Origin of the sequence: Nonomuraea sp. NPDC050478 (genome assembly GCF_044458265.1) — a bacterium.
Taxonomy (GTDB): domain Bacteria; phylum Actinomycetota; class Actinomycetes; order Streptosporangiales; family Streptosporangiaceae; genus Nonomuraea; species Nonomuraea ferruginea.
Genome location: NZ_JBITHT010000001.1, coordinates 192,532 through 216,461 on the forward strand (window position 1 = coordinate 192,532; position 23,930 = coordinate 216,461).

24 protein-coding genes and 1 pseudogene are annotated in these 23,930 nt (G+C 72.4%); 10 read left to right on the plus strand and 15 right to left on the minus strand.

The features are described 5' to 3' along the window. Positions 1 to 42: 42 nt before the first annotated feature. Positions 43 to 2,085: a GAF domain-containing sensor histidine kinase gene (locus ACIBF7_RS00930; protein ID WP_397196049.1), complete on the minus strand. Its 2,043-nt coding sequence runs from the start codon at positions 2,083 to 2,085 to the stop codon at positions 43 to 45. A 181-nt stretch (positions 2,086 to 2,266) separates the two neighbouring features. On the opposite strand from ACIBF7_RS00930, the gene ACIBF7_RS00935 reads away from it, so the two are divergent. Both ACIBF7_RS00935 and ACIBF7_RS00940 read left to right on the plus strand, forming a co-directional pair. Beyond that, a complete protein-coding gene (locus tag ACIBF7_RS00935; protein ID WP_397196051.1) occupies positions 2,267 to 2,938 on the plus strand; it encodes a hypothetical protein in 672 nt (223 codons plus the stop codon). A gap of 578 nt (positions 2,939 to 3,516) precedes the next feature. Next, positions 3,517 to 3,591: pseudogene (locus ACIBF7_RS00940) on the plus strand (hypothetical protein); the annotation flags it as partial. 81 nt (positions 3,592 to 3,672) lie between these two features. On the opposite strand, the gene ACIBF7_RS00945 reads toward ACIBF7_RS00940, so the two are convergent. The 7 genes from ACIBF7_RS00945 to ACIBF7_RS00975 form a co-directional block, all read right to left on the minus strand. Further along, complete coding sequence (locus ACIBF7_RS00945) at positions 3,673 to 4,641, minus strand: acyltransferase domain-containing protein (protein WP_397196052.1); 969 nt, start codon at positions 4,639 to 4,641, stop codon at positions 3,673 to 3,675. Between the two features lie 10 nt (positions 4,642 to 4,651). After that, the gene (locus ACIBF7_RS00950; protein ID WP_397196053.1) at positions 4,652 to 6,376 is read right to left on the minus strand and encodes a glycoside hydrolase family 2 protein; all 1,725 of its coding nucleotides are present in this window, start codon (positions 6,374 to 6,376) and stop codon (positions 4,652 to 4,654) included. Further along, positions 6,373 to 7,662 (minus strand): MFS transporter, encoded by a 1,290-nt coding sequence (locus tag ACIBF7_RS00955; protein ID WP_364229531.1) that lies wholly within the window; start codon positions 7,660 to 7,662, stop codon positions 6,373 to 6,375. Before ACIBF7_RS00955 ends, ACIBF7_RS00950 begins: the two co-directional genes overlap by 4 nt. A gap of 39 nt (positions 7,663 to 7,701) precedes the next feature. Further along, positions 7,702 to 9,030, minus strand: coding sequence for a M14 family zinc carboxypeptidase (locus ACIBF7_RS00960; protein WP_397196054.1), 1,329 nt, complete (start codon positions 9,028 to 9,030; stop codon positions 7,702 to 7,704). 64 nt (positions 9,031 to 9,094) lie between these two features. Continuing rightward, the gene (locus ACIBF7_RS00965; protein WP_345483007.1) at positions 9,095 to 9,991 is read right to left on the minus strand and encodes a sugar phosphate isomerase/epimerase; all 897 of its coding nucleotides are present in this window, start codon (positions 9,989 to 9,991) and stop codon (positions 9,095 to 9,097) included. Between the two features lie 9 nt (positions 9,992 to 10,000). Further along, positions 10,001 to 12,097 (minus strand): PQQ-dependent sugar dehydrogenase, encoded by a 2,097-nt coding sequence (locus tag ACIBF7_RS00970; protein ID WP_271277948.1) that lies wholly within the window; start codon positions 12,095 to 12,097, stop codon positions 10,001 to 10,003. A 150-nt stretch (positions 12,098 to 12,247) separates the two neighbouring features. Beyond that, positions 12,248 to 12,532 carry an STAS domain-containing protein gene (locus ACIBF7_RS00975; RefSeq protein ID WP_397196056.1) on the minus strand — a complete coding sequence of 95 codons (285 nt, stop codon included), beginning with the start codon at positions 12,530 to 12,532 and terminating at the stop codon, positions 12,248 to 12,250. Between the two features lie 262 nt (positions 12,533 to 12,794). Here ACIBF7_RS00975 and ACIBF7_RS00980 point away from each other — a divergent pair, with 262 nt between their 5' ends. Together ACIBF7_RS00980 and ACIBF7_RS00985 are read left to right on the plus strand one after the other, a co-directional pair. Then, a complete protein-coding gene (locus ACIBF7_RS00980) occupies positions 12,795 to 13,853 on the plus strand; it encodes a trypsin-like serine peptidase (protein WP_397196058.1) in 1,059 nt (352 codons plus the stop codon). Positions 13,854 to 13,931: 78 nt separating this feature from the next. Further along, positions 13,932 to 14,741 (plus strand): SAM-dependent methyltransferase, encoded by an 810-nt coding sequence (locus ACIBF7_RS00985; protein ID WP_271277951.1) that lies wholly within the window; start codon positions 13,932 to 13,934, stop codon positions 14,739 to 14,741. A 3-nt stretch (positions 14,742 to 14,744) separates the two neighbouring features. On the opposite strand, the gene ACIBF7_RS00990 is transcribed toward ACIBF7_RS00985, so the two are convergent. Continuing rightward, positions 14,745 to 15,629: a helix-turn-helix domain-containing protein gene (locus ACIBF7_RS00990; protein WP_397196059.1), complete on the minus strand. Its 885-nt coding sequence runs from the start codon at positions 15,627 to 15,629 to the stop codon at positions 14,745 to 14,747. A gap of 268 nt (positions 15,630 to 15,897) precedes the next feature. Between ACIBF7_RS00990 and ACIBF7_RS00995 the strand changes: the two genes are divergently transcribed. Next, positions 15,898 to 16,113, plus strand: coding sequence for a hypothetical protein (locus ACIBF7_RS00995; protein ID WP_148035339.1), 216 nt, complete (start codon positions 15,898 to 15,900; stop codon positions 16,111 to 16,113). A gap of 34 nt (positions 16,114 to 16,147) precedes the next feature. On the opposite strand, the gene ACIBF7_RS01000 is transcribed toward ACIBF7_RS00995, so the two are convergent. The 4 genes from ACIBF7_RS01000 to ACIBF7_RS01015 all read right to left on the minus strand — a co-directional run bounded on the left by ACIBF7_RS01000 (position 16,148) and on the right by ACIBF7_RS01015 (position 19,747). After that, entirely contained in the window at positions 16,148 to 16,777 is a 630-nt protein-coding gene (locus ACIBF7_RS01000; RefSeq protein ID WP_397196061.1) for a response regulator, read from the minus strand. A 246-nt stretch (positions 16,778 to 17,023) separates the two neighbouring features. Further along, positions 17,024 to 17,344, minus strand: a complete 321-nt coding sequence (locus ACIBF7_RS01005) for a hypothetical protein (protein WP_397196062.1) — start codon at positions 17,342 to 17,344, stop codon at positions 17,024 to 17,026. A gap of 43 nt (positions 17,345 to 17,387) precedes the next feature. Continuing rightward, positions 17,388 to 19,526, minus strand: a complete 2,139-nt coding sequence (locus ACIBF7_RS01010) for a sensor histidine kinase (protein ID WP_397196063.1) — start codon at positions 19,524 to 19,526, stop codon at positions 17,388 to 17,390. Then, a complete protein-coding gene (locus ACIBF7_RS01015) occupies positions 19,514 to 19,747 on the minus strand; it encodes a hypothetical protein (protein WP_148035343.1) in 234 nt (77 codons plus the stop codon). The genes ACIBF7_RS01010 and ACIBF7_RS01015 overlap by 13 nt, the downstream gene beginning before the upstream one ends. Between ACIBF7_RS01015 and ACIBF7_RS01020 the strand changes: the two genes are divergently transcribed. The 5 genes from ACIBF7_RS01020 to ACIBF7_RS01040 are packed head-to-tail and all read left to right on the plus strand — an operon-like array spanning position 19,746 to position 22,921. Next, positions 19,746 to 20,048 carry a hypothetical protein gene (locus ACIBF7_RS01020; RefSeq protein ID WP_397196065.1) on the plus strand — a complete coding sequence of 101 codons (303 nt, stop codon included), beginning with the start codon at positions 19,746 to 19,748 and terminating at the stop codon, positions 20,046 to 20,048. The two genes, ACIBF7_RS01015 and ACIBF7_RS01020, sit on opposite strands and share 2 nt — an antisense overlap. 12 nt (positions 20,049 to 20,060) lie before the next feature. Further along, entirely contained in the window at positions 20,061 to 20,510 is a 450-nt protein-coding gene (locus tag ACIBF7_RS01025) for a hypothetical protein (RefSeq protein WP_148035344.1), read from the plus strand. 10 nt (positions 20,511 to 20,520) lie between these two features. Beyond that, a complete protein-coding gene (locus ACIBF7_RS01030; protein ID WP_148035345.1) occupies positions 20,521 to 21,117 on the plus strand; it encodes a cell wall protein in 597 nt (198 codons plus the stop codon). 11 nt (positions 21,118 to 21,128) lie between these two features. Continuing rightward, complete coding sequence (locus tag ACIBF7_RS01035; RefSeq protein WP_364229517.1) at positions 21,129 to 21,896, plus strand: MauE/DoxX family redox-associated membrane protein; 768 nt, start codon at positions 21,129 to 21,131, stop codon at positions 21,894 to 21,896. Positions 21,897 to 21,937: 41 nt separating this feature from the next. Continuing rightward, positions 21,938 to 22,921 (plus strand): endonuclease/exonuclease/phosphatase family protein, encoded by a 984-nt coding sequence (locus tag ACIBF7_RS01040; protein WP_261808941.1) that lies wholly within the window; start codon positions 21,938 to 21,940, stop codon positions 22,919 to 22,921. 95 nt (positions 22,922 to 23,016) lie between these two features. Here the strand turns inward: ACIBF7_RS01040 and ACIBF7_RS01045 are convergent, their stop codons facing one another. Beyond that, on the minus strand, positions 23,017 to 23,343 hold the full coding sequence (locus ACIBF7_RS01045; protein ID WP_187281493.1) for a hypothetical protein: 327 nt from the start codon (positions 23,341 to 23,343) through the stop codon (positions 23,017 to 23,019). 100 nt (positions 23,344 to 23,443) lie between these two features. After that, positions 23,444 to 23,896, minus strand: coding sequence for a pyridoxamine 5'-phosphate oxidase family protein (locus ACIBF7_RS01050; RefSeq protein ID WP_397196067.1), 453 nt, complete (start codon positions 23,894 to 23,896; stop codon positions 23,444 to 23,446). Between the last annotated feature and the right edge of the window lie 34 nt (positions 23,897 to 23,930).

The window sequence follows — 23,930 nt, forward strand, 5'->3', positions numbered from 1 at the left end:
TGGGTCACCGCCCGTCCCCTTCCCCGCCCGCATGGTCGTCGGCTACCAGGATCCTGGGTCATCGCCGGTCCCCTCCGCTTCCGCGGGGAGTTCGACCCGGACGCGGGTGCCGCCTCCGGGGCGTTCCTCGATCGTGCACGATCCGCCGAGTTCCGTGGCCCGTTCGCGCATGGACGCGAGCCCGACTCCGGATTCGTCCCGGTCCTCCGGACCGATGCCGCGGCCGTCGTCGGAGATCTCCAGCCTGAGCGTCCCGTCCGCGATCTCGACGCGCAGCCACGAGCGGGTCGCGCCCGCGTGGCGGCGGGTGTTGGCCAGGGCCTCGGTCGCGATCCGGTAGGCGGCGGCCTCGGTGGCGGCGGGCAGCGCGGGCAGGTCGTGCGGCGCTTGCACGTCCACCCGCAGGCCGGCCGGCTGCCTGATGGCGTGCGCGCGCAGCGCCCCGGCCAGGCCGAGGGAGTCGAGCGCGGGCGGGCGCAGCCCGTCGACCAGGGTCCGCACGTCGGCCAGCGCGGTCTCGGCGTCGTCCACGATCTCGGCGAGCAGCCGCCGCGCCCGCTCGTCGGTGACCAGGTCGTGCGCCGCCTCGGCCCGCATGGTCAGCGCGGCCAGGGTGGGGCCGAGCCCGTCGTGCAGGTCACGCCGGAGCCGCCGCCGCTCCTCCTCCCTGCCCATGACCAGCCGTTCGCGGGAGCGTCGCAGGTCGGCGGAGAGCCGCACGGCGTGCACGGCCACCGCGACCTGCCGGGCCAGGTCCTGGAGCACGCGCAGGTCACGGGGGCCGAACCCGCTGTCGCCCGGCCGCGGCGAGAGCACCAGGCCGCCGACCCGCTCGCCGTTGTGCGTCAGCGGCAGCCGCACCGGATCGGCGGCCCTGGCCGGCTCACCGTGTTCGTGGCGGGCGCCCTGGCTGGTCTCCACCGCCACGTACGGCAGGCGCAGCGCCTCGGCGATCGACCGGGCGATCCCCGGCAGCACGGTGCCGGGGTCGGCGGTGCTCTCCAGCCTGCGGCCCAGCCGGGTGAGCGCGGCGTACGGGTCGTTCCGCTCGCCGTAGGTCAGCAGGTTGACCCAGCTCTGCAGCCGTTCGCGCAGCGGCGCGAAGGCGAGCGCCACCAGCCCGGCCGCCAGCACGGAGACCGGCAGGTCGCCGGCCGGGAAGAGCGCGCCGAGGTAGCCGACCACGAGGATGTAGCCGCCGGTCACGCAGCCCGACAGCAGCGCGTACACCAGGGTGCGGTTGATGACCAGGTCGATGTCGAAGAGCCGGTGGCGCAGGATGGCCACGCAGATGGCGACCGGGATGAGGGTGGCGCCCGCGATGCCGACCAGCTCCCACAGGACGCTGGTCGACGGCCACACCGAGGCGGGGTCGTCGTCGGTCAGTCCGGCGACCAGCCGCGCCCCGATCACCACCGTCTCCAGCGCGACCACGTACACGAGCCACGCGATCTGGCGGCGCTCGGCGTCCTCGCTGCGCCGGGCCCGTACGGCCAGGTTCGCGGCGCCCAGCACGAACACGGCCGCCAGCAGGACGGTCAGCACCGCCTCGGCCGCCGACGCGGGGGCGGCCAGGGCGGGGACGCCGAGCGGGTTGGGCACCGCCGCGCCCATCCCCACCTGGAGGTTGTCGCCCGGGCGGAGCGCGCTCGGCACGGCGGCGAGCGCGGCGGCGGACACCACTCCCCTGACCGGCGGGCGCAGGCGCGGGGAGGGCAGCCGCCCGCTGGGGAAGTACAGCGGGATCAGGGTGGCCGCCAGGTTGGCCGGTATCCACAGCCAGGTCTGCGGCCAGGCGAGCGCCGCCGCGAGCGGCAGGCCCGGGTGGGTGAGGCCGAGGATCGCGTAGTGGCCGCAGGCCTCCATCAGCGCGAAGCAGAACGCGCTCAGCGCGAGCAGCCGGCCCACCATGTGACCGGGCCGGTGGGCGCCGATGAGCCCGCCCGCCACCGCGCACGCCGCCACGAACAGCAGGTGGACCACCGGGAGCGGGGCGGCGCCGTTGGCGAAGGCCAGGGTGGCGGCCGTCGCCGCCAGGACCAGGGTCAGCGCACACCACGCCCACGCGACACGCGCCGTCGCCATCCGTCCCTCCCGTCCAGGACGCCTGCCGCAGCCCTGGTCAAACCATATTTCGGGACAAACGGTATACGTCCTGTGTCCCGGTTCACCGGGACGGTGTCCCGGGAGTTCCGTGGCATTTCTCCCGGATGGACGGGGACGAGTGCCCGGGCGTGGCGGGACGGGGTTCGGATTCGCTGGGCGAGTGTTGAAAAATCCTGATTCGTTCCGCCGGATCGTCGCCGGCATCGCCCTCCTCGCCTGGCCCGTCTTCGAGTTCCTGGCCTTCCTGACCTCGCCTCCCGGGGCCGAGCACGCGCCCGAGGTCTTCCGTACGCACGAGACGGCCGTGCAGGTCAGCGCGCTGCTCTACGTGTGGGCGGCGCTCGCCCTCATCCCCGTCGTGCTGGCCCTGGCCCACCTCCTGCGCGAGCGCGCCCCCCGGGCGAGCGGGATCGGGGCGGCGCTCGGGCTGGTCGGCGCCGGTCACGGGCTGACGCTCTTCACCACCGACTTCTACGACCTCGCCCTGGCCCAGGTCCTGCCCGACGCGCAGGCCGAGGCGGTCACCCAGCGGGCCGGCGAGCTGCCGGGATTCGTGTTCGGGATGCTGCTGCCGGGGTTCCTGCTGCACGTCGGCCTGATCACGCTGCTCGTGACCCTGGCCGTGGTCAAGGTCGCGCCCTGGTGGGTGCCGGTCGCCGCGCTGGCGGGCACCATCGTGCCGTTCGTCACCATGGACCAGGCGCCGGTCGTGCAGTCCACCGGCGCCCTGCTGCACCTGGCCGCCTACGGCTGGATCGCGCTGCGCGTGCTGCGCATGCCGGACGCCGAGTGGCGCGGCGGGATCGGCAGCCCGCTCTTCGCGCGGGTGTGACGGACCGGCTGGCGCCCGCGGCCATCGCCGGCGCCCTCTACGTCGGCATCAGCGGCCTGCTCGCCGGATACGACCTGGCGGCGGTGCTCCTCGCGGGCACGCTCTGCCTGCCGTTGCGCAAGGGCCTGGCCCGGCTGCCGGTCCTCCCCTGGATGTCTGTCCGGGAACTGACCGATCGGCTGAACCGGTGTCTGCGGCACAGCGCCCCGGAGGAGGCGCTGGCCTCGGTGGTGGCGGTGTCGCGTGACGCGCTGGCCGTCCGAGGGGTCGCGGTGGAGGTGGCGGACGGCGAAACCTCCGTGGAGAGCGGGCGGGTCGGCGCCGAGGCCCGCGAGGTGCCGCTGATGTGGCACGGCGAACGGGTCGGACGGCTGCTCGTCGGTCCCCGGCGCCTGCCCTGGGCGCGCCGGGACCGGGCACTGGCCGCGCTCGTGCCGTACGCCGCCCGCCTCGCGCACACCCTGTGGACGGCCGGCGAGCTGAAGCGCGCCGAGGAGCTCGACGTGGCCGCCAGGGAAGAGGAGCGTCGCCGGTTGAGCCGCAGCCTGCACGACGGGCTCGGCCGGACGCTCGTCGCGATGGCCAGGACGATCGACCTGGCCCGGGGCGGGCCGGCGGACTGCCCGCACGCCACCGACACGCTGCTACGCGACCTGCGGCGCGGCATGGACGACGCCACGGACCACGTCCGCGTGCTCCTGTACGGCCTGCCGACAGGGGGATTCCGGACCCCGTCAGAGCGGGAACCAGCCGTTGCCCTCGTACCAGTGGCCGCCGGCGCGCAGGTGGGCGACGATCGCGTGCTCCAGCGTGGTGCGCGGGGAGAGCTGGTCGGGCGGCAGGTCGGGGTCGCCGAAGACGAACTCGATCGGGCCTCCGTCGTTGGGCTGCTCGGCCGGGTAGCCGGGGCGGAAGCGGCGCTGGAAGGCGACGATGTTGGAGCTTTCCGGCAGGTGGTCGGCGAGCTGGGGGTCGAGGAGCCAGGAGTAGCAGGTGGCGACGGTGGGCTCTTCGTCGGGGAAGTGGCGGGGGAAGAAGGCGCGGGCGCGGGCCAGCGAGTCGTCGCAGGCGGCGGGCGTCAACGGCCCGGAGAAGTCGGGAATGTGCAGATTCAGTGAGGGGGCGCCGGGCATGACGCCCTCGATGAGGGTCCCCATGCGGGTGCCGAGGGTGGCGCGCTGGTACTGGAGCCGGCCCAGCTGGTAGATCTCGCCCCGGTAGTGCATCTTGATCCAGGAGGGCTGGATCACGCCGCCGACGCCGTGCCGCCTGCGGTGGACGGCGACGTTGCGGCCGAGGTCGGCGAGGGTGTGCCGGGAGACGTCCGCCGGGACGCCGCGCTCACGGTGGTAGGCGCGCACGTGCGGGAGCGCCGCGACGAAGACGAACAGGTGGAAGTAGCGGCCGGCCGCGCCCAGCCCGGCGGGCAGGTACGGCAGGTCGAAGGGGTGGTCGATCAGCCCGATGCCGCGCACCAGCCGCCGGGCGCAGCGTTCCAGCAGCCACCACAGCCCGGGGTCGGCCCTGATCGTCTGGGCCAGCGCGAGGATCTCGTTGACGTCCTCGTGCGGCACGGCCAGGTCGAGCAGGGTGAAGGCGTCCGGCAGGACGACCTCGACGTCCGGTGAGTCGTCGGCCTCCAGCCCGGCGAGCCAGGCGGCCGTCCGGTCGTCGGCGCGGAGCAGGTCCAGGGGGTTGTCCACAGGGCTCTCCTCAGGGGGTCCGGTCGAGCGTGAGTCGCAGGTTGACCGCGCGGACCAGGTCCTCGGGGAGTTTGAGCACCTCGCGGTCGTAGGTGAGCAGCCCGTTCAGCTCGTCCTCCACGTCGGACAACTGGGTGTAGACCGTGGCGCTCAGGCCGCGCGGGATGGCCGGGACGATCTGCTCGGCGTGCAGCCGGGCGAAGGCCGCGCCCAGCCGGTCGGGGGTGTCGTAGCGCCGGTAGCCGAAGTTGCGGTCGTTGAAGGTGTGGCCGTCGACCCGCAGACCGTATCCGCCGTACTCCGACAGCACGAGGACCCGCCGGTCGCGGCGGCGCGGCACGCGGAAGCGGCGGAAGTAGACGTGCAGGCTCCGCAGGTCGCCCGCACCCTGGTCGTGCCAGCCGCTGGCGTGGTCGACGGTCCGGGTGGGGTCGAGCCGGGCCACCTCCGCCGCGACGCGGGCGGCGTCGAACTGGCCCCAGCCCTCGTTGAACGGCACCCAGACGGCGATGCTCACCACGTTGCGCAGGTGCTCCACCGTCTCGCGGAGCTCGGCGAGGAACCGCTCCCGGTGCGCCCGCCCGAAGAACCGGTCGGGCAGATGGAACGGCACGACCGCCGGGGCGGTGACCACCAGCGGATGGTAGCGTCCGCCCGCGTTGACCATGTCCTGCCAGACGATCATGCCGAGCCGGTCGCAGTGGTGGTACCAGCGCAGCGGCTCGATCTTGATGTGCTTGCGCAGCATGGTGAAGCCGAGCCGCTTCATGGTGGCGATGTCGTGGATCATCGCCTCGTCGGACGGCGCCGTGTACATGCCGTCGGACCAGTAGCCCTGGTCGAGGATCCCGGCGTGGAAGTACGGGCGGCCGTTGAGCAGCAGCCGGGGCACCCCGTCGGCGTCGGTCCCCACCCCGTACGAGCGCATGCCCACGTAGCTCCGCACCCGGTCGGCGCCCAGTTCCACCGTGACGTCGTAGAGGAAGGGGTCCTCCGGGCTCCACGGCCGGACGTCCGGGATCGGGACCCGCACCGGCTGACCGGCGGGGGCGGTGGCGCGGGCGACGACGATCCCCTCGGCGAGGATCTCGACGTCCGCCTCCCCCTCGGCGGCGTGCACGGTCACCTCGACGCACGACTCGTCCAGGTGCGGGGTGAGGGTGAGCCGCTCGACGTGCGTGGCGGGCACGCGCTCGGCCCACACGGTCTGCCAGATGCCCGACTGCGGCGTGTACCAGATGCCGCCCCGCTCCAGCTTCTGCTTGCCGCGGGCGTGCTGCCCGGTGTCGGTGTCGTCGCGCACCGCGACGGTCAGGACGTTCTCGCCGTCGCGCAGCAGGTCGGTGACGTCGAAGCCGAACGGGAGGTAGCCGCCGGTGTGGCGGCCCGCCTCGACGCCGTTGAGCAGCACCCGGCAGGTCTGGTCGACCGCGCCGAAGTGCAGCAGCACCCTGCCGCCGGTGCCGAAGCCGTCGGGCAGGGTGAGGCCGCGCCGGTACCAGAGGGTCTGGCCGGGCATCAGCCGCCGGTCGACGCCGGACAGCGCCGACTCGGGCGAGAACGGCACCACGATCGGCCCGTCGTACGTCGCCGGTTCCTCGCCGTCGCCGGTGATGGCGTACTCCCACCGGCCGTTGAGGTTGAGGTAGCTGTCGCGGACGAGCTGGGGGCGCGGGTACTCGGGCAGGACCGCGTCGGGGTCGAGGTCCCGGCCCCAGCGGGTGAGCGTGCTCATGCGATCTCTCTCTTGCGCAGGATCCGGACGGGGACGGCGATCAGCAGCAGCACCGCGGCGGCGGCCAGGAAGATCGCGGGAGTGGGCACCTGTCTGAGCACCCCGAGATCCTCGTAGTACGCGTCCGCGCCCCGGATGACGAGGGCCCCGACGTACGGTCCGATCAGCATGGGGATGAGGATCGCGAACACCATCCGGAGCCCCTGCACGTACCCGGCGCGCTCCGGCGGCGTGTGGTCGCGCACGAGCGCGCCGATGGTCGCGGCGACCAGCATGAACCCGGACATCATCACCAGCCCGGCCGCGATGACCGGCACCATCCCGCGTGCCGCCCACATCGCCAGCAGCCCGGCCGCGTAGACGGCCACGGCGGGGAGCAGGAAGCGCGCCTTGCCGACGCGGTCGATCAGCCGGCCGAACCCGACGGTGACCGCCGACGCGCCGGTCAGCACCACGCCGAGGACGACCGCGTACGCCTCGATCTGCAGGTAGCGCTGCACGTAGATGATCAGGTACGGGAGGAAGACCTGCGTCGAGACGCCCCAGACCGCCCACGCCGACAGCAGCAGGTAGAGGCCGGGGTTGGCGCGCATGGCGCTCGGGCGCAGGCCGTGGAAGACGGCGGCCAGGGCGCCGTCGCGGGCCCGGGGCACGGACGGCCGGTCACGGACCAGGAACCAGGCCACCACCCCGACCACCGTGATGACCGCGCCGATCAGCACGAAGAACTCCCGCCACTGCCCGGCCCTGGTGAGCGGGTCGAGGGCGCCGAAGACGGCCAGCATCGACACCAGCGGCATGATGGCCAGGACGGACTCCACCCGGCCCCGGTTGGCCGGCCGCGTCACGTCGGTCACCCACGCCTGGAAGGCGGCGTCGTTCGCGCCGGAGCCCAGGAACGACATGACGCAGTCCAGCACGATGACCGCGACCATGGCGACCAGCACGGCGTTCGCGGCCGGCGCGAGGTTCGCCACGGTGTCCACGGTGACCAGCCCGAACGCCGCCGTGGACAGCCCCCACAGCACGTAACCGGCGGCGATGAACACCCGGCGGCGGCCCGTGCGGTCGGACAACGAGCCGATCAGCAGCGTCGCGACCGTCGCGGTGACCGCGCTGGCGGCGACCATGGTGGCGATGGCCGTGGGGTCGTCGCTGATCGTGTCGTACAGGAACACGTTGAGATACATGTTCTCGACGGTCCAGGCGAGCTGGCCGACGAAGCCGAGCACGATCACCGCCGTCCAGCGGCGGGAGCCCAGCTGGGCGGGTACGGCGATGGTCACGCGCGACAGCGTATAGCTACCAACGGGTACGAAAACGGATCAAGCGTGCGCGGCGCCCGCGAGGACCGCGCCGTACTGGATGGCCACCAGGTCGTGGATCGGGATCGCGCGGGCCGGGCTCTCGCCCTCCGCGCACCAGGCCGCGTGCAGCTCGGCCAGCTCACCGGCCGCCGCCCGGACGGCGGGGGCGACGTTGCCGACGGCCAGCTCGCCCTCCAGCGCCCGCAGCAGGATCCCGCCGAACCGCAGCCGCATGCTGGACAGGCTCTCCCGGCAGGACGACACCTCGGCCACGGTCGCCGGCCGGTCGCTCGACGGGTCGCCCGCGCGCACCGCGTCGGTCTCGGCCATGCCCGCCAGCATCGGGATGAAGGCCCTGCTCGCCCGCAGGAACGGCGAGGACGTCACCAGGTCGCCCTGCGCCGCCGCGAGGGTCCGGGCGAGCGCCTCGTGGGTCTCGCGCAGGCCCACGGCCTGCGCCCCGATCAGGTCGCGGTAGGAGCGGCCGGTGGGCGAGGTGTCGGCGGCCGACGGGTCGGTCCAGTACGGGATCTCCGCGGTCAGCCCGAGCGTGCCGTACTTCTTGATGTGCGAGTCGCTGGCCGCGCCGCCGATGAGCGGGACCGGGTCCTGCCCGTTGGCCTCCAGGTAGTCGTACGCGTCCTCCATCGTGGGCGCCTGGTAGATCGCCTGCTCGAACGACCTGACCGCGGGATGCTCCGGCTCACCGGCGTGCAGCGGCACCCCGTACCTGCCGGGCAGTTCCTTGAGCACCTGGTGCAGCTCGGGGACGGGCCGGTTCAGGTAGTAGAAGACGCCGCCGGTCTCGCCGTTGTGCAGGGTGGTGAAGAAGGCGGGCCGGGTGTCGTCGATCAGCCGCATGAGGGCCAGCGTCTCGGGGAGCACCCGGTCGAAGTAGGAGCGCTTGTAGGCGAACGGGAACGTCCACTCCACCTGCTCGTCCGGGGCGGGCCGGTAGAAGTGCCGCGCGTAGTGGGTCCTGGTGAACGGGCCGGCGAACCAGCCCTCGTTGAGCCGGGTGCCGTCGGGGTCGAGGCAGGCGACGAGATGCCAGGTGTAGCCGCTGTCGCGGCGCAGCTCGCCGTCGGCGCAGAGCCGGGCGGCCAGGTGGCTGACGGTCAGCCCGCCGATGGGCTCGTTCGGGTGCGGGCCGGCCGCGACGATCGCGTGTCTCGGCCCGTCGCCGACGGTGAGGCAGAGCAGCGGGTCGCCGAGACGGGAGGTGCCGATCCTGCGCAGGGTCGCCACGCCGGGATGACTGTCGGCGAGTGAGCCGAGGCGGGCGTTCACCTCGTCGACGGTGGCGAAGCGGTCGAAGGCGGGCACGGAGCCGAGTTCGTCGAGCACGGCTCCAGTGTCGCCCGGAGGGTGGACCGGGCGGGCCCGCAGGGGGGCCGCCCGGTCGCCGTCCCTAGTAACGGAGCTTCCTCAGGTAGCGGTAGCCGACCTCGGACGTCTGCCTCGGCGTCACGTCCGGGGTGTCGTTCTCCACGATGTACTCGTTGACGCGGTGCGCGTCGAACACCCTCCGGAAGTCGATCGTGCCCGTCCCCAGGTCGGCCATGTCGCCGTCCAGGTGACGGTCCTTCACGTGGTACTGCAGCACGCGCTGCGGCGCCCGTTTGATGACGTCGATCGCGAACCGCTCCGGGTCACGGACACCGCGGCCGACGCCGCCGGTCACCGCCCAGTAGATGTCGATCTCCAGGTGGACCAGGCGCGGGTCGAGTTCGGCGGTGAGCACGTCCCACGGCGTCCGGCCGCCGCCGAGGTCGATGGTGAACTCGTGGGCGTGGTTGTGGTAGCCGTACTTCAGCCCGGCCTTGCGGGCGGCCCGCGCCTCGACGTTCATCCGCTCGGCCCAGGCCTTCCACTGGTCCAGGCTGTCGGAGTTCAGGTACGGCACGACCATGTAGGTCTGGCCGAGGGTCAGCGCGTTCTGGATCTTGGTATCCAGGGCGGCGTCGTCGGGGCTGATGCCGTCGTGGCTGGAGGTGGCCCGGATGCCGAGCCCGTCCAGGAACTCGCGGAGCTGCTTCGCCGTACGCCCGAAGTAGCCGAGCGCGACCTCGATCCGCGGGTAGCCGATCTCGGCGAGGTAGGCGAGGGTGGCGTCGTAGTTCTGCGCGAGGTCGTCGCGTACGGTCCAGAGCTGCATGCTGATCTGGCCCGGGGGGACGCGGTGCCTGTGGTGCGGCCGGTGCGGCGACGCCGCGGCGGCCGGGGAGGCGGCGGCGAGCGCGCCCGCGCCGAGGCCGAGCCCGGCGGCGAGCAGCGACCGCCGGCTGGGGCCGTAGCCGTAGCACATGGGGTTCTCCTAACGGGTGGGCTGGAGGACGACCTGGTCGGTGCCGGTCAGCTCGGGGAGGCCACCGGTGCCCGGGTCGGTGTAGCCCGCGACGAAGACGCCGGTGAGGTCGTCGTTCTCCGGGTCGTGGCCGCCTGGCTCGGTGGTCTGGATGGAGCCGGTGCAGCCGCGGGCCGTGGTCTGCGGGTGGCCGTGGTCGTCGTGGCCGAGGATGTAGTCCACGGTCACGCGGGCGCAGTCGACCGGCTGGTCGTCGGTGACCCGCACCTCGAACTCGACCACGTCGCCGAACGCGAACGCGTCGCCCTCGGCCGGGCGGAGGATCTCGACGACCGGGGTGTCGTTGCCGACCACGATCCGCACCGACGTCGAGGCCGACCTGCCGCTCGGGTCGCTGACCCGGAGCGTGGCGTTGTACAGGCCGTTCTCGGTGAACGTGAACGCGGCCTCGGGGCTGCGGGAGTCCACCCTGCCGTCGGCGTCGAAGTCCCAGGCGTACCGGAGCCTGTCGCCGTCGGCGTCGGTGGTGCCCGCGCCGGTGAACTGGACGGTGAGCGGCGCCTGCCCGGCGGTCACCGACGCCGCGGCGGCCGGGACGGGGGTGTGGTTGCCGGTGTTGCCGATGTAGTCGATGCGGGCGAGCTGGGCGTCCGGGTTCTCCTGGAAGAAGCCGTCGCCGTACTCCAGCACGTAGAGCGCCCCGTCGGGGCCGAACTCCATGTCCATCGGGTTGTCGAAGACGAACGAGGGGAGCACGTCCTCGATCCGCCCGCCCCGGTGGAACGCCTTGACGTAGTCGCGGGTCCACTCGTAGAACAGCGGGACGCCGTCGTAGTGACGCGGCCAGCCCACGGCGTCGCGGCCGCGCGTGTCCCTCGCGTCGAAGGCGTAGGCGGGGCCGGCCATCGGCCCGATGCCGCCGGTGCCCAATTGGGGGAACTCCGCCGACTGGCCGTAGGAGTACCACACGTCCGGCTGGACGACGGGAGGCAGCTCGCGCCGCCCGGTGTTGTGCGGCGACTCGTTGACGGGCGCGGCGCAGTCGAACGCCGCGCCGGACGTCCCGGTCGCGAAGTCGTAGTCGGTGTACGGGAGCCGCGCGGTCGCGCAGTAGGGCCAGCCGTAGTTGCCGGCCTTGCGGATGACCGTCCACTTCCCGGTGCCGGCCGGGCCGCGCGCGGGATCGGCGTTGCGGGCGTCGGGCGAGTAGTCGGCGACGTAGAGGTCACCGTTGGACCGGTTCAGCTCGATGCGGAACGGGTTGCGCAGGCCCATCGCGTAGATCTCGGGCCGGGTCCCGGGGGTGCCGCGCCGGAAGAGGTTGCCTGACGGGATCGCGTAGGACCCGTCGTCGCGCGGGCTGATGCGCAGGATCTTGCCGCGCAGGTCGTCGGTGTTGCCGGAGCTGCGCTGGGCGTCGAACGCCGGGTTCCGGTCGGCGCGCTCGTCGATCGGGGTGTAGCCGTCGGAGAAGAACGGGTTGGTGTCGTCGCCGGTCGACAGGTAGAGGTCGCCCTTGGCGTCGAAGACGATGTCGCCGCCGACGTGGCAGCAGATGCCGCGGTCCACCGGCACGTCCAGGATGCGCTGCTCGGTGCGCAGGTCGACGGTGGCGCCGGTGAAGCGGAACCGCGACAGCCGGATCAGGCCCTCGAACGGCTCGAAGTCCTCGGGGGCGCCGGTGAACGGGGCGTCGCCCTCGTTCACGCCGGGCGTCGAGGGGTCGTCGATCGGGGTGTCGAGCGGCGGCGAGTAGTAGAGGTAGACCCAGTCGTCCTTCTTGGATCCCTTCCCGAAGCCGGGGCTGAGGGCGATGCTCTGCAGGCCCTCCTCGTCATGCTGGTAGACGTCGAGGTCGGCGGCCAGCGTGTTGAGCCCGGTCTTCGGGTCGTGTAACCAGACTTCGCCTTTCCTGGTCGTGTGGAGCACCCTGGAGTCGGGTAACACCGCCAGGTCCATCGGCTCGCCGGGGTTGTCGTTCAGCGTCACCTTCTGGAACCGGTCATCCGGGGGCGGGGCGCTGGTGGTCTCCGCGCCCTGGGCGGCCGCGGCCGGCATGAGGATCGCCGCAGCAGTCATGGCCGCGATCGCGGTTCTCGCTCTCATGCCTCTCCCTTCGGTCAACGTGAGGGATAAGTGAGGGCAGATCAACGTGAATGTAACCCGGGTTACGCCGATAGAGGAGGACCCAATCGGCGGCGGGATGACCGACTTTCGCGTCCGATTGGACAAAGTGCCGCCGCCGCGGGGTCGTGGTCAGGCGGCCTCGACGAGGCCGCCATACAGGCCGGTGATGCGCAGCAGCCGGGACATGAACGGGCTCGGCCTGGTCAGCTGGACGGTGACGCCCCTGGCCCGGGCCCGGTTGCGGAGCTCGACCAGGACGGACAGCCCGGAGGCGTCGCAGAAGGTGACCCGCGACAGGTCGAGCACGAGCGTGTCCGTGGCGTGGCAGAGCGCGTTGAGCAGCTGCCGGCGCAGCTTCACGCCCGTGTGAAGGTCGATCTCACCGGACACCTGGACGGTGGTGCGGATGGTCATGCGGTTCTCCGTTCGGAGATGAAAAGCGTCGGGGGCGCGCGACGGGGCCGAAGACGGGGAGGTCGGCTGCCCGAAGCCGGTCACCTGAGCTGGGGCTCCAAGGTGAGCGAACGGCTTGCGCGGTGAACCCACCCTACCTCACGGGCCGACGAGCGCCCTGGTTCCGAGCGTCCCGCCATACCCATATGTGATCGGCTTGAGAAAGATGGGCGGGTCCGTGCGTACCTCCTGATGGCAGATTCCGGTCTTCGGGAGGTACTTCATGCACCGCAGAGTCGCCCTGCTCTCCGTCGCCGCGCTCGCCTTAGCGGGCGCGCTCGTCCCCGCACAGGCACAGGCAACCGTTACGGCCGATCACCGGCCCGTCCGGTGGTCCGGCGCGGACTCGTCGTCGGAGCGCAGGACCGTCCTGCAGTACTGGACCACGCAGCGGATGCTGGCCGCGCAGCCGATGGACACCATGGCGGCCCCCCGGCGCGCCGCCCGGTCGAGCGGACCCACCCGGGGTGAGCCATGGGCGGCCAGGGGCGACGCGGCTCAGACGGGGCAGCGGGCCACACAGCGGACGCCGTGGCGCACCCAGGGCTCCGGGAACCAGGCCCGCGGCGCCCAGACCCAGCAGGCCGTGCCCAACAGCCCCGGCCTGCGGTGGACCGACGGCGGGGCCGTCGTGCGCACCAGCGGGCGGCTGTTCTTCACCACCGCCGAGGGCGCCAACGCCTCCTGCTCGGGAACGGCCGTGACCAGCGCGAACGAGAGCGTGGTGATGACCGCGGGACACTGCGTCAAGCTGAACGGGGCCGCGCACCGCAACGTGGCCTTCGTGCCGGCCTTCGACAACGGCCGCCGCCCCTTCGGCACCTGGGTGGCGACCAGGCTGTTCACCACGCAGCAGTGGAACGCCCGCGAGGACATCAACTTCGACATCGCCGCCGCCGTGGTCGCGCCGCTGCAAGGGCGGACGCTGACTGACGTCGTGGGCGGGCAGGGGGTGGCGTTCAACCAGGCGCGGCAGCGGCAGATGTTCGCGTTCGGCTATCCGGCGGCGGCGCCGTTCGACGGCTCGACCCTGATCTACTGCAGCGGGCGGGCGTTCAACGACCCGGTCGCGACCAGGGGCCAGGGGGTGCGCTGCAACATGACGGGCGGGTCGAGCGGGGGCGGCTGGTTCCTCGGGTTCAACGAGTCGACCGGGCTGGGCATGCTCAACTCGGTCAACAGCTTCACGTACGACTTCGCGCCCGGCTTCATGTTCGGCCCCTTCTTCGGGGACGAGGCGATGGAGGTCTACCAGGCCGCGCAGAGCTCCGGAGCCCTCTGACACCGGCCGCTGGAAAAGGGAGGGGTGCGGCGGCTACGTTGAAGATCGGCGCATCCCGACAAAAGAGGAGTAACTCACATGACGGGTGAAACCCCTCCCCCCGGCTCCCGAATCGACACCACCGTTCCCCATGCCGCGCGGATGTGGAATTACTGGCTCGGCGGCAAGGACCACTACGACGTCGATCGCGTGGCGGGTGACCAGTTCAGCCAAGCATTTCCGGACATTGTGCATATCGCTCGGCTATCTCGTCACTTGCTCGCCCGTATCGTGCGTTATCTGGTCAATGAGGCAGGTGTCCGCCAATTTCTTGACGTGGGGACGGGGCTGCCGACGGTCGACAACACCCACGAGGTCGCGCAGCGGGCCGACCCCACCTGCCGCGTGGTCTACGTGGACAACGACCCGCTGGTGCTGACCCACGCCCGCGCGCTCCTGGTCGGCACGCCGGAAGGCGCCACCGACTACGTCGAGGCCGACCTGCGCGACCCCGAGGCGATCCTCGCCGCCGCGGCCAAGACGCTGGACCTCACCCAGCCCGTCGCGCTGATGCTGATGGGCATCGTGGGCTTCGTGACCGACGAGGAGGGCGCGCACGCGATCGTGGCCAGGCTGATGGACGGGCTGGCGCCCGGCAGCTACCTGGCCCTGTGGGACGGCGTCAACCTCGTCACCGGGGAGGCCCTCGACCAGGCCCAGGAGGACTACAACGAGGGCGACGCGGTGCCCTACAACCTCCGCTCCAGGGAGGAGTTCGGCGCGTTCTTCGACGGCCTGGAGCTGGTGGAGCCCGGGGTGGCGTCCGTCCCCTTCTGGCGGCCCGACCCGGACCCGCTGGCCGAGCTCAAGGAGGTGGACGCCCTGGTCGGCGTCGCCCGCAAGCCGTAGGCCCTACAGCTCCTCCATGATCCGGCGCAGGATGCCCGGCGTGGCCTTCGGCGGGGGCGCGTGCACGCTGAGCTCGTTCAGCAGATGCCGGTACGGATGCGCCTCCACGTCCTTCGTGAGGTACTGGGCGCTGGCGAGCTGTTCGAGGTAGACGATGTCGTCCAGCTCGGCCTGAGGGAAGCGCAGCAGGGTGACGGGGCCGACGCCGCCGACCGCGACCTCGACGCTGAACGGCAGCACCTGCAAGGTGACATGCGCCAGCCCGGCCATCTCGACGAGGTGGCCGAGCTGGGCGCGCATGACGTCGCGGCCACCGACCAGCCGGCGCAGCGCGCCCTCGTCCACGATGGCCCAGAGCCTGCGGCCGGAGGAATCCAGCAGCTCCCGGCGGCGCATCCGCAGCTGGACCCGCGACTCGACCCGCTCGCGGCTCTCGCCGCCGTGGCCCCTGGCGATCACCGCGCGCGCGTAGTCCTCCGTCTGCAGCAGGCCGGGGACGTACTGGATCTCGTGCGTACGGATCAGCTCCGCGTCCTGCTCCAGCCCGAGATACTCCTCGAACCAGTCGGGCACCACGTCGCGGTAGTCGTGCCACCAGCCGTGCTGGTTGGCCTGCTCGGCCAGGAGCAGCAGCGTCGCGCGCTCGGCCCGCTCGACGACCCCGTACAGGGTGAGCAGGTCCTCCACGTCGCGGATCTTGAACCCGCAGCGCCCGCCCTCCATCCGGCTGATCTTGGAATGCGATCCGCGAATGGCGTAACCGGCACGCTCGCGGGTGATGTTCCGCTCCTCCCGCAGCCTGCGCAGCTGCGAGCCCACCAATATGCGCAACGCGGTCGGCCCGGTCCGCTGGAAATCCCCGCCCACAATTTCGGTCAGACCTCTCATATTGCGATAAGTCGGCATAAGCGCTCCTCTATGCCTCCGTCGCCCCACCCCTTCACCGACAATCCTGCCACGCCAAATACCGTAATCACTCTGAATTGCGGCAGCTCGTGAACGCACCGTCACAACACTGGTACGAAAAAGGGTGTATCAGAACCCGGGAACGGACAGGTCAGGTGACCCATGCGCCCGGGAACGGGGGCGGGCGAAGCTTCAGATGTCCGGAAGAGCCGGTGACCACCGGCCCCGACATCCAGAAGGGAACATCACCATGAAGCAGCTGCTCGCCATCGCCGGATTCGTCGTCACGATGGCCGCCGCCCCTCTCGCCGCCTCCGCGGCCGCCGACCACCTGCCGATCCACCGGGGCAAGTTCCTCTTCCACAGCGACTGCATCACCGCCGGCCAGCAGGGCATCGACCGCGGCCACTGGTCGCGGTACCAGTGCGCGGAGGGCTGGCTGTGGAACCTGTGGACCGACCGGTGACCCGGCGGGCGGGCCCGGGATGGCGGCCCTCCGGTCATCCCGAGCCCAGCCCCGCGTCCCTCGCCCGGGCGATCGCCGCCGCCCTGTCGTGGACCTGGAGCTTGGCGAAGATCGAGCCCACGTGGTTGCGCACGGTCTTGTCCGTGACGAACAGCCGCTGGGCGATCTGCCCGTAGCCGAGCCCTCGGGCCAGCAGGTCGAGGACCTCGCGCTCGCGTCCGGTCAGGGTCGGGAACGCCTCCCTGGCCGGCGCGGCGGAGTGGGCGGCGAACAACCCGGCCAGCCGTCCGGCCATGTGCGGGCTGAACACCGCGCCACCCAGCCCGACCGTGCGCAGGGCGAGCAGGATCTCCTCGCGTACGGCGCCCTTGAGCAGGTATCCGCGGGCGCCGGCGCGCATGGCGGCGAGCAGGCTGTCGTCGTCCTCCGACATCGTCATCACCAGCACCCTGACCTCCGGCCGCGCCCTGAGCAACTGGCGGGTGGTCTCGATGCCGGACTGTCCCGGCAGGCCCAGGTCCATCACCACGAGATCCGGGCCCGTCCGCTCGGCCTCCACCAGCGCCTGCTCCCCGGTGGCGGCCTGCGCCACCACCACGAACTCACCGTCCAGACCCAGCGCCGCCACCAGCCCTTCCCTGAACAGCGGATGATCGTCAACCACCAACACCCGCCACGGCCCCGCACCATCCATCGCCCCACCCTCAATCATCAACAACCTCCCCCAAACCAAGAACCCCGGCACACCGACGGAAACCAGAAAGCCCAGCGACTCCGCCGCCGGGGGCGGTCCGGAGGAGCCGGGGGGTGACGGTCACGATCCCGCCGCCGGCGGCGGGGCGAAGGCTCAGGAGCGGGACAATCACCCTCCGGACGCCGGGGGCGGTCCGGAGGACCGAGAGGGCAGCGCTCACAATCCCACCGCCGAAGTCAGGGAGGTGCGGGGGGTGACGGTCACGATCCCGCCGCCGGAGGCGAGGCCTAGGTCCGGGATCGGGACAATCACGATCCGGACACCGGGGGCGGTCCGGAGGACCGGGAGTGCAACGGCCACAATCCCGCCACCGAGGACGGTCCGAAAGACCGAGAGAGCGGCGCTCACGATCCCACCGCTGAGGTCAGTTCGGAGGAGCCGGAAGGTGACGCCGAGGACGGGGCGAAGGTCCGGAAGGGTGACGGTCACAATCCGGACGCCGAGGTCGGTCCGAAAGACCGAGAGAGCGGCGCTCACGATCCCACCGCCGAGGTCAGTCCGGAGGAGCAGGGGGTGAGGGTCACGACCCCACCGCCGGAGGCGGGGTGGAGGTCCGGGGGGACGGCCACGATCCCACTGCTGAGGGCGGGGGATGACCACGGTCCGGACGTCCGGGGTGGTCTGGAAGGGCCGGTGGGGGTGGGGTGGGGAGGGTGGCGGTGATGGTGGTGCCGGTGGGGGTGGGGCGGAGGTCGGCGTGGCCGCCGACCTCCTCGGCGCGTTCGGTGACCGAGAGGAGGCCGGTGCCAGGGATCGTGTCCGCGCCGAAGCCGGTCCCGTCGTCGGTGACGGTGACGGTGAGGGTGCCGGGGGCGGTGGTGAAGGCCACCTCGACGTGGCGGGCGCGGGCGTGCCGCACCGCGTTGGTCACGGCCTCGGCGGCGATGCGGTACGCGGCCGTCTCCACCGCCGGGGCCATCGCGGGGAGCGGCCCGGCCGTGACCGTGACCCGTACGGCGTCCGTGGTGAGGCGGTGCGCCAGGATGCGGGTGGCGTCCAGCAGGCCGCGCTCGACCAGCGTGGCGGGAGCCAGCCCCGCCGTGATGCGACGGATCTCGGCCAGCGCCTCGACGAGCACTTCCGCCGCCGTGCCCAGATGGGCCCGCGCGGCCGGGGACGCCTGCCCGCACGCCTGCGCCACGCCGAGCCGGAGCTGCACCGCGGCGAGCTGAGGGCCGAGACCGTCGTGGATCTCGCGCCGCAGGCGGCGGCGTTCCTCCTCACGCGCCAGCACGAGCCGCTCACGGGCCGCCTGCGCCTCCTCGCCGAACCGCAGCGCGGCCAGCGCCGGCCCGGCCTGGTCGGCCAGCAGCGCCAGCAGCTCGCTGTCGCGCTCGGCCGGGGTGCTCGCCCCGTCGCGGGCCACCTCCAGCCTGCCCACCACCTCCCCGTGGTGGCGCAGCGGGAAGACCTGCGCCGGACCGTCGACCGGGGCCCCGGCGGCGGCCAGCAGGCGGGCGCCGGCGCGGGTCTCCAGCGCTATCCGCGCGCCGGACAACCCCAGATCCTCGACGACGCCGCGGCAGATCTGCTCGGGCACGTCGCCGGGGTGCGGGGCCTGCTGCAACCGGACGGCCAGCGCCCGCACCGCCTCGTGCGGCCGGGCGCGCGGCCCGTAGAAGGCGCGTTCGACGGCCAGGACGGCGTGCCGGACGAGCGGCCGGGCGGCCCATCCTGTCACCAGCGCGCAGCCCGCGACCACGACCGTGACGGTGGTGCGCCCGGTGGGCAGGGCCGCCCAGGCCGCCATGGCGGCGCAGGTGACGGCGATGACCAGCACCGCCAGGACGAACGCGCGGGCCATGCGGTGGCTGGTCACCCGCTCCAGGCGCCACAGCCCGCCGTGCGAGGCGGCCAGCCCGATCATCGCGACCCACAGCACCACCCCGGCCGACCGGGCCACCATCGTCCAGCTCTCACCCCACAGGTCGGAGAGCAGGAGGCAGGCGTAGAGCGGGCAGGCCGCGGCGATCACCCACCGGGCCGCGCTCCCCCGCCCCGCCTTCGACGCCGCGCGGGCCAGCTCGGCGGTCACCGCCGCCGTCACGACCGGCGCCAGCCAGTCGAGCGCGACCTGGCTGTCGTGCAGCAGGCCGGCGGCCCACATGGCGGGCGCGGTGCCGGCCCACGGGCTGGCGAACCGGGCCGAGCCGGGGGTGCCCAGCCCCCAGACGACCGCGTACTGGATGCTCGCGGCGGCGGCGGTCACGATCACGGCGGTCCTCGGCCACCGCACGGCCGGGCGGGGCAGCAGGCACAGCGGGAAGAGCAGGACCGTCAGCGGCTGGCAGGCGGTGCCGGCCGCGGCGAGCAGGATCGCGGCGGCGGCTACGGGCGTCCCCGGCCGCTCCACGGCGGCGAGCACGTCGGACATCGCGGGCGGAACGATCCACACGACTCCGGCGGCCAGCACGAGCGCGCCCCTGCGCCGGGCGTAGCGGTCGGCCAGGAGCAGCACCCCGACGACGCACACCGGCAGGCCCACCACCAGCCGGGTCACCTCGGCCGTCATCAGCGCCGCGCCGGAGGAGAGCCGCCCCCACTCCGGCAGCGTCACAGCGGCCCTGGTCACCAGCACCGCCAGCAGCAGCGCGGCGGCCATCCCGGCGAGGTGGGGGCCGCGCGCCTGCCACCGGACGGCGGGCGCTAGCCCACCCAAAGGTCCCAGGTGCCCAGCGCGTAGAAGGACCTGATGCACTGGGGCTTGGTCCACTGCCGCTTGCGCACGCCCTCCTGTCCCGCTTTGAGGCAGCCCGCCTCGGAGTGGTAGGAGGCGATGTAGCGCTTGCCGAGAAGGTCGGCCGCGGCGGGCGTCACCGGGGTGACGGCGACGCAGAGGGCCGTCAGGAGGACGGCGAGCGAGCGAGGGGACCTACGCATGCGAACTCCCGAAGTCACTGAGAGAGATGGATCGCACACTCAGTGTAACGGTCGCCTCACCCGCGCGGGCTGCCCTGCGCTGGAGCGGTACCAGAACGCGGGCGGCACGTTCCTCGTCTGCCCGATCTGCTTCGACGCCAAGGCGCTCGACGAGGCGCGGCTCATCAAGTCCGCCGAACTGGGGGGCACGGTGCCGATGTGGCGCTGGATCGGGGACGGGGCAAAAAGGGCATTGACGAAAAATTCTTACATGTTATTCATGGATCAAGTCAGAAACCTTCAGCAGCGAGCGCGCCCGTAGAGAGGAACTCGCATGGCTCGAAGCAAGTCCCCCGACCCGCCCGCCGACTTACTCGGCCCCGTCACAGGCGAAGTCTCCTGGTTCTGCTGCGGCACCGCGTGGGGGCCGTGCAGCAGCACCGGCAAGGGAGCGTGCGGCACCTGCAACTCCGGCAGCCTCCAGCACGCCTGGCCCAACACCTCCGACGCCTGCTGGTCGATCACCCGGCCCGACCGGTGCGGCGTCGGGCTGTCGCGCCGGACCTGCGGCTTCCGCCACCGCACCACGGCGTTGTGCGGCGGCGCCAGCGTCGTCACCACGATCGCCGACTGCGGGCCGCAGACCGACCTGTTCTGCGGCGAGCGCAGCTGCTGCGGCGCCACCTGCGCCGACAACCGGCTGATCGACCTCACCCCGGCGGCCTTCAGCCGCATCGCCAGCCTCTCCGCCGGCCTGCGGCCGTGCGAGATCGCGACCGGCTGAGGAGGCGGCGATGACCAGCAGAAGAGATCTGCTCAAGTCCGCCGTGCTCGGCGGCGGCGCCACCGTCGTGGCCGCGACCGCGCTCGGCTCGCTCGGGCCGGAGGCGGCCTTCGCGGAGACCGCGTACGACGCCGAACCCGGCGCCCCCGACCCCGATTTCGCCGAGGGCAGGATCCGTACGATCAAGGACGACACGCTGCTCGTCCTGGGCTCGAACATGGTGTTCCACACCATCCGGATCGTGAACGGGACCAGCCTGTGGAAGCTCGGCCCGGTCCCGTTCGAGGCGGCGAAGCCGGGTGACGGCCTCTACGCCCGCGGGGTGCGGATGCCCGACGGGATGCTCGCCGCCGAGTCGGTCTGGCTCAACATCGTGAACATCAAGGGCCACATCAAGAACATCACCGACGGCAAGCTCCACCTGGACCACCACGGCAAAGAAGTGCTGTGCCACGTCGTGCCCGGCAAGTCCGTCGCGATCCAGGCGCAGGCGCCGCCGACCGCCGACCTGTCGATGCTCAAGGTGAGCCAGCACGTGCAGATCCTCGGCGCCTGGCGGCCCGACACGAACGAGGTCGACATCGCCACCGTCTTCTCCCCCCACTAAGGAGGCACCGCATGCACGGGATCGCCGCGTCGCAGCCGTACGTCCTGGCCTTCTTCCTCGGCTGGGCGGGCCTGCTGAAGCTGTTCAGCCGCCGGACGCGGGCGCAGGCCGGGCAGACCGCACTGGCCCGGCTCGTCGGCGCGGCGCGCGCGGTCCCGGCGCTCGTCGCCGTGGGGCTGGTGGAGGTGGCGGTGGCCGCGGCGCTGGTGCTGCCGCCGTACTCCGCCGCCGAGGGCGCGGCCGCCGCCGTGCTCGCCGCCGGGTTCCTGGCGTATCTCGGCTACGCCCACGTCGCCGCGCCCACCTCGTCGTGCGGCTGCCTGGGCGCCCACTCCCGCCCTGCCGACCGGCGCGGATTCGGCAGGGCGGGGCTCCTTCTCGCCGCGGGCCTCCTGTCGATGACAGCGGGGCCGCACCCGCCGGTCGCGGCGCTCGTGGTGGTGGAGGTGGTGATCTTGCTGGCGCTCTCGGCGGAGCTGGACCGCTACTGGCTCACGCCGTCGCGGCGCTTCCTCGTACGGATGCGCGGGCCGCTCTCCGCGCCGCCGCCGCGCGACGTGCCGCTGGAGACCTCGCTGCGGCTGCTCTACCTCAGCCCCGCGTACTGCTCGGCGTCCTCGCGGCTCTCCTCGGACATCCGGGAGACGTGGGACGAGGACGGGACCCGGTTCGTGGTCTACAGCGCGGGCGCCCGGACGGCGGTGTTCGCGGTGCCGCTCACCGGGGACGACCCGTCGGCCGTCCGCGTCGCGCTGGTCGAGGAGCCCGCACCCGCCTGACGCTCATGGGAGTTTAAGAATGGCCGCCTAGATTCGTGGCCGTGCTCAAGCAAGAGGTTGTGGAGGGGCCGGTGCGGGCCCGGCCGCGGCGGGCTCGGACGGCGCGGCTGACCGTCGTGGTGGCGGTGGTGTTCGCGGCCGGGACGGCGATGCGGCTGGGCGGTCTGGAGACCGGGTTCCTCCTGGTGCCGCTGGTGTCGTTCACTCCGTACTTCGGGGTGGCGGCGCTCGTGGCGCTGGCGTGCGCGCTGTGGGCCAGGAGCCGGGCGGCCGTGGCGGTCCTGCTGGCGGTCTGCGTCTGCCTGGCCTGGCTGGTGGTGCCGCGCGCCGTCGCGGGAGAGGCGCCCGCCGGGGGACGGCCGCTGCGGCTGCTGACCGCGAACCTCAACGGCGGCCGGGGTGACGCCCAGGTGATCGTCGACCTCGTACGGAAGCTCGACGTGGACGTGTTCAGCGTGCAGGAGCTGACCTGGGCCGCGCGGGAGCGCCTGACGGCGGCGGGGCTGAAGAAGCTGCTGCCGTACGAGGTCACCCAGCCGATGCCGCGCGGGCCGGAAGGCAGCGGCATCTACGCGCGTCACCCGCTGCGCGAGCGTTCGGGGCTGTTCCGGCGGGTGGGGCACCACATGCCGGTGGCGCAGGTGGCACTGCCCGGCGGCCCGGCCGTGGAAGTAGTGGTCGTGCACCCGGTGGCGCCGGTGCCGTGGACCGTGGACGAGTGGGAGGCGGGGCTCTCGAACCTGCCGCCCGCCCAGGCCGGGGGTCCGCCGCGCGTCCTGGCCGGCGACTTCAACGCGACGCTGGACCATGTCGTGTTCCGGCGGCTGCTCGGCACCGGTTACACCGACGCCGCGGCGGCCACCGGGAACGGGCTGGCGCCGACCTGGCCGAATCGGGTGCTGCCGCCGCTGGTGGCCATCTCGCACGTGCTGACCGACGGCCGCGGCGCGGCGGTGGCGACGCGGGTCCACGACGTGCCGGGCTCCGACCACCGCGCGCTCTTCGCCGACCTGCGCGTACGGTGACTGCGACGGAGAGTGCGGACGCCCTGGAGGGGTTCGCACTCTCCGCGTATCGCTAGGCCGCGACGATGAACGCGTTACGTGCTCTCAGTCGGCGTTCAGCGACATCCTGGGGCGTTGCGCTCAATGTCGCAGATGTCCCAGGGGGGCGGTCCATCGGGGTATCGGTCGCCGCCGCCGGTCCCGCCGTCGGGGCTTCCGCTACCGCCGTCGGGGGTCCCGCCGCCACCACCGCCGCCACCGCCACCGGGGGTGCCGCCACCCCCGGGGGTGCCGCCGCCGCCTCCTCCGCCGCCCTGCCCCTCGCACACATAGAAGTCGCAGTTCGGCGGCATGGCCGCGGCGGGACCGGCGCTGATCAGGGTCGCGGCGCCCACCGAGAAGAACATGGCCATGACCATGACGGCCTTGCGCTTTCTGTTCATTCGGTCATCTCCTTTCGTGAGTAAGACACACGAAAGGATCTCCGGCCGGCCTTGGAAGCAGATTGTGGATCAATGAGAGCCTGACTGGACGCGACAGGTCCTAACCGTCGAGCGCCGTTCCGTACAACCGGTCCACCTTCAAGCGGATGACCATCCGGCGCTCGGCGACCAACTGCTCCAGGAACGCGTCTCCGTCCTCGGGCCTCGCGTCCTCCGGGATCATCGCGAGCAGTTCCCGCCCCACCGCGTCGCCCGGAACCGTCGTGATCTCGGAGACCTCGGCCTCGCCGTCGGCGGCGGCGAACGACCACACGTCGCCGCCCTGCACGTGCAGTGCCGCACGCGGGTTGTGCCGCAGATGCCGGACCTTGATCCGGTCGGCCGTCGTCGAGAAGCGCACTATGCGGGCTTCGGGATCCCAGCTGTACAACATGGTCGTCAGATGGGGGTGGCCACTGCGCTTGACGGTGGCGAGCGTGCCGAACCGCTGCTTGCCGAGCAGGTCGGAGAGGGCTTCGTCAGAGAGGGGCCGAGGCGCCGGTCCTTGGGTCATGACCTGATCAACGTCCGCGGCATGCCGGGAATTT

Excerpts from the sequence above, each read along its gene's own strand:
- ACIBF7_RS01045 (WP_187281493.1), bottom strand. The coding sequence starts at position 23,343 with ATGAACAGAAAGCGCAAGGCCGTCATGGTCATGGCCATGTTCTTCTCG.
- ACIBF7_RS01050 (WP_397196067.1), bottom strand. The coding sequence starts at position 23,896 with ATGACCCAAGGACCGGCGCCTCGGCCCCTCTCTGACGAAGCCCTCTCC.
- ACIBF7_RS00985 (WP_271277951.1), top strand. The coding sequence starts at position 13,932 with ATGACGGGTGAAACCCCTCCCCCCGGCTCCCGAATCGACACCACCGTT.
- ACIBF7_RS00980 (WP_397196058.1), top strand. The coding sequence starts at position 12,795 with ATGCACCGCAGAGTCGCCCTGCTCTCCGTCGCCGCGCTCGCCTTAGCG.
- ACIBF7_RS01015 (WP_148035343.1), bottom strand. The coding sequence starts at position 19,747 with ATGCGTAGGTCCCCTCGCTCGCTCGCCGTCCTCCTGACGGCCCTCTGC.
- ACIBF7_RS01020 (WP_397196065.1), top strand. The coding sequence starts at position 19,746 with ATGCGAACTCCCGAAGTCACTGAGAGAGATGGATCGCACACTCAGTGT.
- ACIBF7_RS00950 (WP_397196053.1), bottom strand. The coding sequence starts at position 6,376 with ATGAGCACGCTCACCCGCTGGGGCCGGGACCTCGACCCCGACGCGGTC.
- ACIBF7_RS00995 (WP_148035339.1), top strand. The coding sequence starts at position 15,898 with ATGAAGCAGCTGCTCGCCATCGCCGGATTCGTCGTCACGATGGCCGCC.
- ACIBF7_RS01030 (WP_148035345.1), top strand. The coding sequence starts at position 20,521 with ATGACCAGCAGAAGAGATCTGCTCAAGTCCGCCGTGCTCGGCGGCGGC.
- ACIBF7_RS00965 (WP_345483007.1), bottom strand. The coding sequence starts at position 9,991 with ATGTGCTACGGCTACGGCCCCAGCCGGCGGTCGCTGCTCGCCGCCGGG.
- ACIBF7_RS00930 (WP_397196049.1), bottom strand. The coding sequence starts at position 2,085 with ATGGCGACGGCGCGTGTCGCGTGGGCGTGGTGTGCGCTGACCCTGGTC.
- ACIBF7_RS01025 (WP_148035344.1), top strand. The coding sequence starts at position 20,061 with ATGGCTCGAAGCAAGTCCCCCGACCCGCCCGCCGACTTACTCGGCCCC.
- ACIBF7_RS00975 (WP_397196056.1), bottom strand. The coding sequence starts at position 12,532 with ATGACCATCCGCACCACCGTCCAGGTGTCCGGTGAGATCGACCTTCAC.
- ACIBF7_RS00970 (WP_271277948.1), bottom strand. The coding sequence starts at position 12,097 with ATGAGAGCGAGAACCGCGATCGCGGCCATGACTGCTGCGGCGATCCTC.
- ACIBF7_RS01035 (WP_364229517.1), top strand. The coding sequence starts at position 21,129 with ATGCACGGGATCGCCGCGTCGCAGCCGTACGTCCTGGCCTTCTTCCTC.
- ACIBF7_RS00990 (WP_397196059.1), bottom strand. The coding sequence starts at position 15,629 with ATGAGAGGTCTGACCGAAATTGTGGGCGGGGATTTCCAGCGGACCGGG.